This window comes from Pedobacter sp. Leaf41 (assembly GCF_001422545.1).
GTDB lineage: Bacteria > Bacteroidota > Bacteroidia > Sphingobacteriales > Sphingobacteriaceae > Pedobacter.
Window position 1 is genome coordinate 1092207 of the sequence record NZ_LMLE01000001.1, and the last position, 13842, is coordinate 1106048.

Sequence of the window (13842 nt, forward strand, 5' to 3'; positions counted from 1 at the left end):
TTAGTAATAGCTTTTTCCTTTGATTAACAAATCTTGCTTTTCGGCGTTGCAGACCGCGTAACTAAATCCTTGCTGAATAGCGTAAGCGCCGTATTCACCTTTTTTATTTATGGCCAGGAAACCAACCTGAATATTTTTTGCAGTTTCGGGTTTCTTTTTGATAATACGCATCACGGCTTCTTTACAAGCGGCTTCGGGTGTATAACCCTGTCGCATTAACTCAACCACTAAAAAAGAACCAACATTTCTCACTACTTCTTCTCCAACACCTGTTGAAGTGGCACCACCAACCTCATTATCTACATAGAGCCCAGCTCCAATAATTGGGCTATCGCCAATTCTACCATGTAATTTATACGCCATGCCGCTTGTTGTGCAGGCACCAGAAATATTGCCTTTGCTGTCAATGGCCAACATTCCAATGGTATCGTGATTGTACTGGTTGCCAGGTAATTTCTGTGGTGCTGCCTTTTCGTAAAGCATATTCTCGATATTCATCACCGGCTCGTACCTGGCTGTCTTTAACCACTCTTTCCAGGCCTTTTCGCTCGATGGGGTAAGCAAATTTTCTTTTTTAAAACCTTGCTCCAAAGCAAACTGTAAAGCACCATCACCAGCAAGCATTACATGAGGTGTTTTTTCCATAACTTTTCTAGCAACAGAAATTGGATGTTTGATATGCTCCAGCGCTAAAACTGCTCCGCAGTTGCCATTTTCGTCCATAATACAAGCGTCAAGCGTTACTTTGCCGTCTCTATCTGGCAAGCCACCATAACCAACAGATTGATTTTTTTCATCAGCCTCTGGTACCCAAACGCCCTGTTCTACTGCGTCTAATGCCTTGCCGCCTTTAGATAAGACCTTCCAGGCATCAGCATTTGCTGCAATTCCAAAATCCCAGGTCGAAATCACAATAGGGAGATTAGTAGCTTCTTCTTTATGAGACGGAATGGCATAAGCCATGCTGGTTTTATCGAGAACGAGTAAACCTGCAGAAAGGGTTGATGCTTTTATAAATTTGCGACGGTTGAACATGTTGAGGTTAATTATTAATGTTTGATTTTTTTTGACGAGTTATTTTTTTTGTAAACTAGTTAAGTAATAGAAAATTGATCAGCATCCTTTAGGAAAGGAAATTGCCTTCTAATTTTTACCAATTCCTCATAATTAATGGTTACCGTATACATGTCTTCATCTTCTGGTTTGTAATATACGGTACTGCCATAAGGATCGATTACCATGGAATGTCCGCCGTGATAAATCTGATTACCATCGTGACCAACACGATTGACACCTATAACATAACTTTGATTTTCAATTGCACGGGCCGGAATTAATGCCCTCCAATGCGCCGAACGTTTATCGGGCCAACTAGCTACAATAAGTAATATATCATATTCCTCATTAACGTTGCGTAACCAAACAGGGAACCGCAAATCGTAGCAAACCGCTAATCTAATTTTCCAGCCCTTAAGTTCGACAATAAGTTTATCCTTGCCAGCAGTAAAATTTTTATCCTCTTCACCTAAACCAAATAAGTGCCGCTTATCATAATATTTATAATCGCCATTCTGTTCCATCCAAATTAACCGATTATAGTAATTTCCATTCTCTTTAATGATAAGACTTCCCGTAATCACACAATTGTATTGATAGGCTGTCTTTTGCATCCATTGCATGGTAAAACCGTCCATTTCCTCGGCCAGGGCCTCCGAGTTCATGCTAAAACCACTATTAAACATTTCGGGTAAAATGATTAAATCTGTTTTTTCCCGAACGCCCATTGATAATCTCAGGGCAAGGTTTTTTAGGTTTTTTTCGATGTTTTCCCAAAATAGATAAGCCTGGAAAATAGTGACTTTCAGGTTTTCTATTTGAGTGTAAACAGGTGTATCCATATATGTTTATTTTACGGGCTGATTAAACATTTTTTAATTTCTCTGCAGCCGAAGCAAGCGTAGCATTTTCTTTTGCAAAACAAAATCTAATAATTTTGTGGTCGGTCGATTTTTGATAGAATGCCGAAACAGGGATGGTGGCAACGCCAAATTCTTTAATTAGCCTAATGCTGAAATCTACATCCTTTTCATCGCTGATATTATTATAACTTACACATTGAAAATAGGAACCGTTGCAGGGAAGTAATTGCAACCGACTAGAACCCAATAGCTTTCTGAAATAATCTCTCTTTTCCTGAAAAAATTTGTCAATACCTAAATAATGCTTGGGCACTTGAAGGTAGTTAGCGATAGCCTGTTGCATAGGGCTATTAACGCTGAAAACATTAAATTGGTGTACTTTCCTGAATTCTTTTGTAAGCATCTCGGGGGCCAAGCAGTAACCTAATTTCCAGCCGGTAGCATGTAAAAGTTTACCAAAAGACGCGATAACAAAGCTTCGCTCACGCAATTCCGGAAAAAGCATTACGCTTTGATGTTTCTGCCCATCATAAATTAAATGTTCATAAACCTCGTCGCTCAAAATCAAAATATCTGTTCCGTTAATTAATTTTATTAACGATTTCATATCATCCGTTGATAAAATGCTGCCAGTTGGATTATGAGGCGAATTTAAAATAATCATTCTGGTACTCGAAGTAAACAGCTTTTTAACCATTTCCCAATCAATAGTATAATGCGGTGGGGCCAGTTCATATGTTTTTACTAAGCCTCCCAAAAGTTTAATAGTTGGGGCATAGCTGTCATAAGCGGGCTCAAAGATAATTACTTCATCACCAGGATTGATTATTGCTGCAAGCGCAGTAAATATAGCTTGCGTACCGCCAGCGGTAACGGTAATTTCTGTATCAGGGTTATATTTAATATTGTATAGGGTCTCGACTTTTTCGGCAATAGTTTCTTTAAGTAAATTATTGCCAGGCATTGGGGCATATTGGTTGAAACCATCTTTCATAGCTTTGTTAACCAAGTCTGTCAGTACTGGGTCGCAAGTATAGTCAGGAAAGCCTTGAGATAGATTAATGGCATTATGCTCTGCTGCAAGTTTAGACATTACCGAGAAAATGGTAGTGCTTACACCAGGAAGTTTCGATTGTATATTCAACATGTTATAAGCGAAAATAGTAAAAAAAACATTAAATGTGTTAAACGGTGTAGGGTACGTAAAACTTAAAACCTTTGATTGTTCTTATCAAATGTTTCCGGTAATAGCAATCCTTTAAATAAAAGGAGGATGTTTTATCGTAATGTCTAAGAAAATTCTACTCGTTTGAGATTAAGGCTAAACATTGTTTTACAAATTGCCAAAACAGCAATAAAACAGCTTATCTGGCTAAATTTTTTAACAAAATGTGATTTTTTTGGATAAGATTTTTTAGGCATAACTGCTTTAAAAATTTTACATTTACCGCCATAATCATTTATATAATAAGATGAAGCATAATTTCGGCGCAGGCCCTTGTATTTTACCTCAAGAAGTGTTTAAACAAGCTGCACAGGCAGTTTTAGATTTTAACGATGGATTATCAATTTTAGAAATTTCGCACAGAACAACTGAATTTGAGGCGGTTGTTGCTGAAGCTGATAGGTTGGTTAAAGAGTTATTAAATGTGCCATCGGGTTATTCCGTTTTATTTTTGCAAGGCGGTGCGAGTTTGCAATTTGCAATGGTACCAATGAATTTATTGGGCGATGGACAAACAGCAAGCTACCTAGATTCGGGTGTTTGGGCTACGAAGGCTTTAAAGGAAGCTAAATTTGTAGGTAATGTGAATGTTGTTGCATCATCAAAAGATTCGAACTATACTTTTATTCCAAAAGATTTCGAAATCCCTGCTGATAGTGCTTACTTCCACTATACTTCGAATAATACCATTTATGGAACTGAGCTATTCAATGTTCCCGAAACCAGTGTTCCAATCGTTTGCGATATGTCATCGGATATTATGAGCCGCGTAATTGATGTATCGAAGTTTGATTTAATTTACGCGGGTGCTCAAAAAAATGTCGGTCCTGCAGGTTTAACCATTGTGATTGTTAAAGATGAGATTTTAGGCAAAATCGATCGTAAAATTCCTTCAATGTTAAACTATCAATCACATATTGATAATGATTCGATGTACAATACGCCTCCAGTTTTTTCAGTGTACGTTTCATTATTAAACCTTCGTTGGTTAAAATCGAAAGGTGGCGTTGCAGAGATCGAAAAAGAGAACAAGCAAAAAGCCGAAGCACTCTACAGAGAAATTGACAGAAACCCATTGTTTAAAGGTACCTGTGCTGTAGAAGATCGTTCTAAAATGAATATTTGTTTCGTAATGGAAAACCCTGAACTGGAAAAACCATTCCTGAAGTTTGCAGAAGAACAAGGGATTATTGGTATTAAAGGACACAGAAGTGTTGGTGGTTTCCGAGCATCGATGTATAACGCACTTCCTATTACCAGCGTTCACGCTTTAATTGATGCAATGCAATCATTCGAAGAAAAACAAGCAAAATTAAATTAAGATTTAAATTATACCGCAGATAAGCTAGGGTAAGTACATTTCTGTTATTAAGATCTGTGTAATCTAAAAATCTGTGTAATCATAAAAGTTACAATGATTAAAATATTAGCAAACGATGGGATAGACCCAATCGGAAAAGAACTACTAGAGAAAGCAGGTTTTCAGGTTGATACTGAAACCATTCCTCAAGATCAATTGGCTGAAGCTTTAAAAAACTATGATGCCATTACGGTTCGTAGTGCAACGAAAGTTAGAAAAGAGTTAATTGATGCTGTTCCAAATATCAAATTAATTGGTAGAGGTGGCGTTGGTATGGATAATATTGATGTTGAATATGCCCGTAGTCAAGGTGTTGCAGTGGTAAATACACCAGCCGCATCTTCATTATCCGTAGCTGAGTTGGTTTTCTCTCACTTATTCACAGGTATAAGATTTTTACAGGATGCCAACCGTAAAATGCCTGTTGAAGGATCTACTCAGTTTAACAACCTTAAAAAAGCATATGCTAAAGGAACTGAGTTAAGCGGAAAAACGATCGGAATAATTGGTTTTGGCCGTATTGGTCGGGCAACCGCAAAAGTGGCTTTAGGTTTAGGAATGAATGTTTTAGCTTACGATTTGTTTCCATCAGAATCTGAAATTACTTTGGAGTTTCAGGGCGGAAAATCGGTAAGTATTCCAATAAAAACAGTTTCACTAGATGAAGTAATTGCTGGTAGTGATTTCTTAAGCTTGCACACCCCATTTGCTGATAAACCAATTTTAGGTACAGCAGAGTTCGCCAAGATGAAAAATGGAGTTGGAATCGTAAACTGTTCTCGTGGAGGAACTATCGATGAACCGGCTTTAATCGCAGCCTTAAATTCAGGTAAAGTTGCTTTCGCTGGTTTAGATGTTTTTAATAACGAACCGACACCTTTAGCAGAAATTCTAACTCACCCGAAAATTTCCTTGACACCACATATCGGTGCATCAACTAACGAAGCGCAAGAACGTATTGGTACGGAATTGGCGACTTTGATTATTGAGCATTTCAAGAAATAGACATGACTCAAACCTCGTAGGTTTTCAAAACCTACGAGGTTTTTTATTAATCCAAAGCTTTCGTTAACACCCAATAGCGGTAACCCAGTATCGCTTTTTGAAAAGTGGTCAACTTATTCGGATCCTTTTTTATTAAACTGGGTAAGATTGCATTATTTATCTTTACCAGAACTTTAAATACTGCCTTTCTCATACTTTTTATATCGCTGTAGTTTCTTATTAAAGAAGTAAAATCCGCCAGCCATTATCAGGATTAAGAATATGATAAAATAGGTTGATAAACCTCCACCAGTTTTTTTAGACAGATCGCTGTTCAGTTTTTCGTTTTGATCTTGAAGTTTCTTAATGGTTAACATATAGTTTTCAATTCTTTCTTGTGAATTGTCGGCTACAGCAACCTTCTTTTGATTCTCCAGATCCTTGTAATCCATTAAAACCTTCAGCTCTTTGAAAATATTATTGTCCGTCAGTACAACCTGGCGTAGAATTTCATTTGAATTCTTTATGTCCTTTTTGGTTTGCCAGCCGAATATTCCTGTGCGTTGATTTAAGCTTTCGTCATATTGACCAAATTTCGCACTTCTTTCTGCGAGTAGTGAATTGACCTTAACGCGTTGGGCCGCATAAGATGCTGTATCTTGTTGAGCAAAAGTTTGAAAACTTATGAATAGGATGGAGAGTAAATAAAAATATTTCTTCATGTGGTAATAAACGTGAAAAGAGTAGAAGTTGTTTGAACCTTATGTTTATTGGTTCATTTGTCATTAAATTATTGATTGCAAAGTTTCGTCATTGCAAGGAGCGATGCAATCTTGCAAAGATATGCTAGAGCGAAACTTAGTCACATTGCTTCTTGCCTCGCAAAGATGATCGAGATTATTTGGCTTGAGAAAGGAATCTTTTGGCTTGGTTCTTTAATCTCTTTAAGGATGAAACTCAACCCTAACGATATCACCAAGGTGCAAACCAAGCAAACCGCTGGCTTTACCTTTGTTGATTGCAATTTCTAGGTGGTTGCTGATGCCAAATAAGCATAGCTTTTCGCCTTCCTGAACTTCATTATAATGCCAGCTTAACTGGGTGATGGTTTCACTTTTTCTGAAATACAAAGTGAAGTCACGGTTTTTCTGTATTCTGGTAAAAAGGTCTTTCGTGATGTTGGTAATTACATTACAAAAAGTATCGATGTAAACTACACTACCACGAATGATATCACGCTCAATAACAGGATGTAAAAGCATCTTCTGCTCAATTTCCGCTACAGGTAAACCGATGTCCTTTAATTTCCCGCCTTTCGCCAAATGTGTTGCAGCTTTCACAAAAATATCTACCAACGGGAAGTGAAGATATTTCAAATCCTGCATAATGTTAAGTTCTACAACATCTTCCGGAACATCATCAAAAAGCAATGAAAAAATACCATTATCAGCGCCCACGAAATAATGGTCGCGGTGTTTAACAGCAATATATTTGGTGTTTTCACTGTATACCGAATCTATTCCAATCAAGTGTACCGTATTCTTCGGGAAGTATGGATAAGCATTCTTTAAAACGAATGCAGCATAAGAAATATTAAAAGATGGAACTTCATGGGTAATATCAACTAAATTAACATTAGGCATAAGACTTAACAGACTACCTTTAAGGGCGCTCTGGTAAAAATCTTTTGAACCTAAATCTGTTGTTAAAGTAATTATACCCATTAAAAATTCGTTATTATTGCTTATTCTTGTGTAGAGGCGTAAGCGTCTGCAAATATTCAAATTTTAATTAATATACCCCGATAACTTTTTAAAATACTACAGTTTGAACGAATTAAAATTAACTCTGGATACCGTAAATCCTGCTCACTTTTGGGGGGCAAATAACGAGAATTACGAAATGATTAAAGGTGCTTTCGCGAAATTAAAACTGGTAGCGAGAGGGAGCGATGTTAAGGTTCTCGGTGATGAACAGGAGCTTAAGGCATTCGAAGAGAAGTTTAACCAGCTGGTGGCTCACCTTGAAAAATATAGCTCATTAACCAATAATGATGTTGAATCTATTCTAGGCGCAAAGGCTGCCGGTATTGCAAAAAAAGATGTAGAGCAACCTACCGGCGGCGGCGGAGAAGTAATAGTTTTTGGCACTAATGGCTTGTTGGTAAAAGCAAGAACGGCCAACCAGCGCAGAATGGTAAGCAGTATTGCTAAAAACGACATTCTTTTTGCAATCGGTCCGGCGGGAACTGGTAAAACTTACACTGCAGTTGCGCTAGCTGTAAGAGCGCTAAAAAACAAAGAAATTAAGCGGATCATTTTAACTCGACCTGCGGTTGAGGCAGGAGAGAATCTAGGTTTCTTGCCTGGAGATTTAAAAGAAAAAATCGACCCCTATTTACGTCCGCTTTACGATGCCTTGGATGATATGATTCCGGCAGAGAAATTAAAGTTTTATATTGAAAATAGAACCATAGAAATTGCTCCATTAGCCTTTATGCGTGGCCGAACATTAGATAATTGCTTTGTGATACTGGATGAAGCGCAAAATGCGACAGACATGCAGTTGAAAATGTTTTTAACGCGTATGGGGCCGACGGCTAAATTTATTGTTACAGGTGATGTTACGCAAGTCGATTTGCCCAAAAAACAAATGTCTGGCTTGTTTAATGGATTGAGGATTCTTGAAGATATTAAGGGCATCGACATCATTTACCTGAGCGGTGAGGATGTTGTCCGCCATAAATTGGTTAAAGATATATTGAAAGCTTACGGTGATATTCAGTAAGATAGTTGTTGCTAAGGCGGTCGTCACCCTGGATTTATTTCAGGAAGTTTATAGCATGAAAGGTGCTGAAATAAATTCATCAAGACGATGTATTCATCAATAAATCGAAGCCTCGTAGTTCATAAACTACGAGGTTTTTTTGTGTCAAATCTTCCAACTCGCAGTAGCTAACTCTCCTTCTTTTTTACTATTTTTATCGCCTCATGAAAGCACAAAAAGAAACAAACTTCAAATTTCCAAATCAGAGCAATTTCTATAAAGGTAAAGTACGCGATGTGTACACCATAGCTGATAAATTAATGGTGATGGTCGTTTCAGACCGGATCTCTGCATTTGATGTAGTTTTACCCGAAGCCATTCCATTCAAAGGCCAGGTTCTAAACCAAATTGCAGCCAAATTCTTATCTGCAACCCAGGATATCGTTCCAAACTGGGTTTTAGCTGTTCCAGATCCAATGGTAACTATTGGTCGTATTTGCGAACCCTTTAAAGTAGAGATGGTAATAAGAGGCTATTTGGCAGGTCATGCGTGGCGAGAATATAGTGCAGGAAAACGTTCGGTATGTGGAGTTTCTTTGCCCGACGGCTTAAAGGAAAATGATAAACTGCCTCAGCCAATCATCACCCCAACAACTAAAGCATCTGTTGGTCACGATGAAGATATTTCAAGAGAAGATATTCTTGCAAAGGGAATTGTATCATTGTCTGACTATGAAAAGTTGGAAGAATATACTTACGCTCTATATCAGCGTGGAACGGAAATCGCTTCGAAAAGCGGATTAATTTTAGTTGATACTAAATATGAATTCGGTAAAGCCGATGGCGTAATCTACTTAATTGATGAAATTCATACTCCAGATTCGTCCCGTTATTTTTACGCCGATGGTTACGAAGATCGTCAAAAAGCCGACGAACCTCAAAAACAACTTTCTAAAGAGTTTGTAAGGAAATGGCTAATCGAAAATGGCTTTCAAGGTAAAGATGGGCAGGTTATTCCAGAAATGACTCCTGAGATCGTTAATTCAATTTCAGAAAGATACATAGAACTTTATGAGCATATTGTTGGAGAAAAGTTTGTGAAAGCTGATGCTGATTCTATTTCAAGTCGCATAGAAAGCAATGTTACAAAGGCTTTGGAAACGCTTTAAATTTTTATACATTAGTAAAATAAAGATTAGAAGAGATGAAATTTTCAGTTGACAAACACGATAAATACGTAACCTTAAAGTTAAAAGAACCTAAGTTTACAAATGATAATTCACCAGGTTTAAAATCTGAATTATATTTACTTAATGCAGAGGGCTTTAAGAATATCATTGTTGATTTGAGCCATGTTAAAGAATGCACTGATGCGCAGGATTTAAGTTGCTTATTAGTGGGTGATAGACTTTGCAAATCTGCTGGCGGATTATTTATCGTAACTGGTATTAATGATGAAATTGCACCAATTATAGAATTATCAAACATATTTCAATCTGTAACGTTTGTTAATACATTAGAGGAAGCTACTGATTTCATCTTTATGGATGAATTAGAAAAAGAGTTCAGAGGCGCAAAATAACATACTTATAAATACAACACTGGCCTCGTAGTTTTCAAAAACCTACGAGGCTTTTTATATCAATAAAATATGAAATTTGAGGTTACAATTCTTGGAAGCAGTTCGGCAACTCCTGTTTTTAATAGGAATCCATCAGCGCAGCTTGTAAATTGTAATGAAAAATTTTATTTAATTGATTGTGGTGAAGGTACACAACAGCAGCTCACCAAGTACAACTTAAAAGCGGCAAGAATCGACCATATTTTCATTAGCCATTTGCATGGCGATCATTATTTCGGTTTGATTGGTTTACTTTCCAGCTTACATTTAAACGGCCGAACAAAATCAATGCAAATTTTCGGACCGAAACCACTTTTAGAAATTCTAGAGATTCAGTTTAAATACTCAGATACGATTTTAAGATATCCGCTGGAATTTTTCCCCATCGAAGCAGATGTATCAAAGCAAATATTTGAAAATCAAGATTTGATAGTGGAAACGATTGTACTCAACCATCGCATTCCGACAACAGGTTTTATTTTTAAGCAAAAGCCGAGACAACGTAAGTTGATTAAAGAGAAAACAGATGAAATTCCGATGGCTTATTACACTGCCTTGAAAAAAGGAGTTGATGTTGAATTGCCTGATGGACAGGTTTTAAATAGTGAAGACTACACTACGCCTGCAGATCCGCCGAGATGTTATGCTTACTGTTCTGATACAAAGTTTGATGAACGCTACTTTTCAAGCATCAAAGGCTGTGATACCTTATATCATGAAGCTACCTTTATGCATGAGCTTTTAGATAGGGCAAATGAAACTCACCATACTACTGCGCTACAAGCAGGAGAGGTGGCTAAAATCAATGGAGTGGAGAAATTACTGATCGGTCATTTCTCTTCTCGTTACAAAACGCTTCAAATGTTATTGGAAGAAACCCAATCTGTTTTTGAAAATACTGAGCTAGCCATTGAGGGAAGAACCTTCCAGTTGTAAACCAGAAAAATTTTTTAAACCTTATTGCAGCGGTATCCTGTTAATTTTTTCTGTTAAAAAATTTAACGGAAAGAAGGAAAACGAGCTTAAATATTTGTACTTCAATTGCTTTTCTACATATTTTCAACGAAAAAAGCCTTACAACTTAAAATTGCAAGGCTTCTCACTTTTATAGAATAGACTATTTGTCTTTTTTGTTTCCACCACCAAATACTGAGAAATGAACGTAGCGCTTAGGATTTGCTTTCAAATCTATCATCAACTCATCCAGATTTTTAGATGCATTATTTAGGTTCTGATACATTTTATCATCATTTAATAATAATCCCAAACTCCCTTTTCCATCTTTAATACCAGAAATTACACTTTGTAAATCGGCAATAGCATTATTGGCATTATCTAACGTTTGTTTAAAATTAGCAGCAGCAAACTTATCTGTAACTGTATTTATATTGGTTAGTATGTCGCTAATTTTTTGATTGTTATTGTTTAAGTTGGCAGTAATACCTTCAACATTCTTAAAAATAGCTTCGATGCGGGCACTTTCTGATCCTACTAAACCATCAACTTTTTTCGAGGTTGTTTCTAATGAAGCTAAAGTTCCTGCAATACTATTAAAGCTTTTGTCAACATTTTTCTGGAAATTTGGATTCAAGATAGAATTCACACTACTTAAAATGGAATCCATTTTGCCAATAATTAGTTCAGCTTTCTTCTGTACAGGCTGAACTTGTTCCATCAAGCCTTTTTCTACGTTTGCATTTAATGTATAGCCATCTTCAGCCATTTTTTTCGAGTTACCCAACGACATTACAATTGCCTTGCTACCTAAAAGGTCAGTTCCCTCTAATCTAGCGATACTATTTTCTGGAATATCATATTTGCTATTGATACTCAAAGTAGCCAAAATAGTTCCACCGGGTTCTAGCTGTAGTTTAGCAACCCGACCGATTTGGTATCCATTGATTAAAACAGGTTTAGAAACGGTTAATCCGTCTACTCTCGTATACCTTGCAAACAAGGTAGTTTCGCTAGAAAAAATGGAATTACCTTTTAAAAAATTGTATCCTATAATGAGTAAAGCGATGGCAAATGCTGCTAAAATACCTACTTTGGTTTCGTTTTTAATCTTCATGAGTGTTTATCTTTGACGGATACAAGCGGTAAAATTAGTAATTATTACTTGTCCGAGGCGTAATTCTTTAATTTATGGTGCAAATATATGTTGTTATTACATAATGCTTACACAGTTATTTTTGTTTGGTGAATAAGTGGTTTTATATCATTTAAAAACTAATTCTACTATTATTTTACCTCAACAGATTTTTTGTAGCTCTTAATTGCAGCCAATATCGAATCTGCAATTTCATTCTGACCTTTTTCAGAGTTGATGTATTTCTCTTCTTCTTTATTCGATATAAACCCAACTTCAGTTAACACGGCTGGCATTCCACATCTTTGAAGCACCAAAACTCCCTGTTCTTTAACCCCCCGGCTTGCTCTTTTATCTCTGCTGATGTAACTTGTTTGAATGAGTTTCGCAAATTTAATGCTTTTATCTCGAAACGTATTTTTTAGTAAAGATAAAAGAATGAACGTCCCCGGATTATTTGGATCGTAACCATCGTATTTGCTTTTATAATTTTTCTCCAGTTTAATATCGGCATTTTCTCTAATCGCAGCATCTTGTTCCTTTAATCTATGCGATCCTGCAACAAGTGTTTCGGCACCTTTTATGTGTTTATTTCCCGGAGGCATCGAATTGCAATGAATGGAGATAAAAAGATCAGCATTGGCATCATTGGCAATTTCAGCCCGTTTATATAAGTCCACATCAACATCCTTCGTTCGGGTGTAAATTACTTTAACGTCTGGTAATTCTGCCTTTAACTTTGCGCCTAATTTAAGGGCAACTTTTAATGCAATCGCTTTTTCGGTAGAAAAACTTCCAGATGCACCGGGCTTTTTACCTCCATGACCAGGGTCGATAACAATTGTCTTGATTTTATACCCTTGAGCAATAGAGTGGCTTGGGATGAAAGGAAATATTAAAAGTAGAAAGGCTAGAAGTTTGATCTTCATTTTGATAGGGATGGGGGTAGATTAGAAAGATGTTTCGGCAATACGTTTATAGTTTTTAATCGCTTTAATTATTCCATTAACAATTTCTGTTTGACCTTCTGCAGAGTTCATATAATCTTCCTCATCGGGATTACTTACAAAACCAATTTCAGTTAAAACTGCAGGCATTGATGCTCTTGCTAATACTGCTAAACTTTTTTCCTGCACGCCGCGGTTAATTCTACCAGCACTGATATATTCTTGCTGTAAAAGTGACGCAAATTTTAAACTTCTTTCTCTATTGGTTTGTTTCATCAAAGAAAGCATAATGTCATTCTCAGGTGTATTGGCAATAAAACCTTCATAGTTTTTCTGATAATTATCCTCCAAAAACATCGAAGCATTTTCCCTTTTGATTACTTCATCTTGCTCTCCTAAACGTCCTGTACCAGATACAAAGGTTTCAGTGCCCCGTGTAGAGGTGCTTTTCGAAACGACAGAACGGTAAACAGGAACTTTTCTACCCTTAACTTTTTTATAATAATCAACCACTTTCGATACCCTTACCGGCATATCATTTAAGTGAATAGATATAAATAAATCAGCTTTTGCATTATTAGCGATGTTGATGCGTTCGTACAATGGAATGAAAACGTCAGTTTGCCTCGTGTAAATTACTTTAATATCTTTAATACTATCTTGAAGTGCTTTACCCAAGTTAAGTGCTGTTTTTAAAGCAACATCTTTTTCTCTAGAATAAACACCATGCGTGGCGCCATCCTTTCCTCCATGACCAGCGTCGATTACGATTGTTTTAATTTTATATTCTTGCGCAAAGGCTTGATTATCAATTGTATTGAATAAAGCAATACAAATAATAAATGTTAAAATGGTTTTAAGATACATCAATGGTATATTTTTCACTAATTTTGAACGTTTTTGATTAAACATTTGTGCAAAAATAACATTC

At 36.6% G+C, this 13842-nt stretch carries 14 protein-coding genes; 6 read left to right on the forward strand and 8 right to left on the reverse strand.

Going from position 1 to position 13842, the window contains the following annotated elements; all coding sequences use genetic code 11:
- The 3 genes from ASE92_RS04660 to ASE92_RS04670 are packed head-to-tail and all read right to left on the reverse strand — an operon-like array spanning nucleotide 1 to nucleotide 3066.
- A complete protein-coding gene (locus tag ASE92_RS04660) occupies nucleotides 1-1035 on the reverse strand; it encodes a N(4)-(beta-N-acetylglucosaminyl)-L-asparaginase (RefSeq protein ID WP_056848889.1) in 1035 nt (344 codons plus the stop codon).
- Between the two features lie 59 nt (nucleotides 1036-1094).
- Nucleotides 1095-1898, reverse strand: coding sequence for a nitrilase family protein (locus tag ASE92_RS04665; protein ID WP_200926323.1), 804 nt, complete (start codon nucleotides 1896-1898; stop codon nucleotides 1095-1097).
- A gap of 22 nt (nucleotides 1899-1920) precedes the next feature.
- Nucleotides 1921-3066 carry a methionine aminotransferase gene (locus ASE92_RS04670; RefSeq protein WP_056848890.1) on the reverse strand — a complete coding sequence of 382 codons (1146 nt, stop codon included), beginning with the start codon at nucleotides 3064-3066 and terminating at the stop codon, nucleotides 1921-1923.
- Nucleotides 3067-3391: 325 nt separating this feature from the next.
- Between ASE92_RS04670 and serC the strand changes: the two genes are divergently transcribed.
- Both serC and ASE92_RS04680 read left to right on the forward strand, forming a co-directional pair.
- Nucleotides 3392-4465 carry a 3-phosphoserine/phosphohydroxythreonine transaminase gene (gene serC / locus ASE92_RS04675; RefSeq protein ID WP_056848891.1) on the forward strand — a complete coding sequence of 358 codons (1074 nt, stop codon included), beginning with the start codon at nucleotides 3392-3394 and terminating at the stop codon, nucleotides 4463-4465.
- A gap of 93 nt (nucleotides 4466-4558) precedes the next feature.
- Nucleotides 4559-5509 (forward strand): D-2-hydroxyacid dehydrogenase, encoded by a 951-nt coding sequence (locus ASE92_RS04680; protein ID WP_200926325.1) that lies wholly within the window; start codon nucleotides 4559-4561, stop codon nucleotides 5507-5509.
- Between the two features lie 173 nt (nucleotides 5510-5682).
- Here ASE92_RS04680 and ASE92_RS04685 read toward each other — a convergent pair whose 3' ends face one another.
- Nucleotides 5683-6210 (reverse strand): hypothetical protein, encoded by a 528-nt coding sequence (locus ASE92_RS04685; RefSeq protein ID WP_056848892.1) that lies wholly within the window; start codon nucleotides 6208-6210, stop codon nucleotides 5683-5685.
- 222 nt (nucleotides 6211-6432) lie between these two features.
- Nucleotides 6433-7212: an S-adenosyl-l-methionine hydroxide adenosyltransferase family protein gene (locus ASE92_RS04690; protein ID WP_056848893.1), complete on the reverse strand. Its 780-nt coding sequence runs from the start codon at nucleotides 7210-7212 to the stop codon at nucleotides 6433-6435.
- A gap of 103 nt (nucleotides 7213-7315) precedes the next feature.
- Between ASE92_RS04690 and ASE92_RS04695 the strand changes: the two genes are divergently transcribed.
- The 4 genes from ASE92_RS04695 (at nucleotide 7316) to ASE92_RS04710 (ending at nucleotide 10811) form a co-directional block, all read left to right on the forward strand.
- The gene (locus ASE92_RS04695) at nucleotides 7316-8275 is read left to right on the forward strand and encodes a PhoH family protein (protein ID WP_056848894.1); all 960 of its coding nucleotides are present in this window, start codon (nucleotides 7316-7318) and stop codon (nucleotides 8273-8275) included.
- A 203-nt stretch (nucleotides 8276-8478) separates the two neighbouring features.
- The gene (locus ASE92_RS04700; protein ID WP_056848895.1) at nucleotides 8479-9423 is read left to right on the forward strand and encodes a phosphoribosylaminoimidazolesuccinocarboxamide synthase; all 945 of its coding nucleotides are present in this window, start codon (nucleotides 8479-8481) and stop codon (nucleotides 9421-9423) included.
- A gap of 35 nt (nucleotides 9424-9458) precedes the next feature.
- Nucleotides 9459-9836: an STAS domain-containing protein gene (locus tag ASE92_RS04705; RefSeq protein WP_056848896.1), complete on the forward strand. Its 378-nt coding sequence runs from the start codon at nucleotides 9459-9461 to the stop codon at nucleotides 9834-9836.
- 69 nt (nucleotides 9837-9905) lie between these two features.
- Entirely contained in the window at nucleotides 9906-10811 is a 906-nt protein-coding gene (locus tag ASE92_RS04710) for a ribonuclease Z (protein WP_056848897.1), read from the forward strand.
- 181 nt (nucleotides 10812-10992) lie between these two features.
- Here ASE92_RS04710 and ASE92_RS04715 read toward each other — a convergent pair whose 3' ends face one another.
- The 3 genes from ASE92_RS04715 to ASE92_RS04725 form a co-directional block, all read right to left on the reverse strand.
- Nucleotides 10993-11946 (reverse strand): MlaD family protein, encoded by a 954-nt coding sequence (locus tag ASE92_RS04715; protein ID WP_056848898.1) that lies wholly within the window; start codon nucleotides 11944-11946, stop codon nucleotides 10993-10995.
- Nucleotides 11947-12116: 170 nt separating this feature from the next.
- Nucleotides 12117-12893, reverse strand: coding sequence for an N-acetylmuramoyl-L-alanine amidase (locus tag ASE92_RS04720; protein WP_056848899.1), 777 nt, complete (start codon nucleotides 12891-12893; stop codon nucleotides 12117-12119).
- A 21-nt stretch (nucleotides 12894-12914) separates the two neighbouring features.
- Nucleotides 12915-13778 (reverse strand): N-acetylmuramoyl-L-alanine amidase, encoded by an 864-nt coding sequence (locus ASE92_RS04725; protein ID WP_056849289.1) that lies wholly within the window; start codon nucleotides 13776-13778, stop codon nucleotides 12915-12917.
- Between the last annotated feature and the right edge of the window lie 64 nt (nucleotides 13779-13842).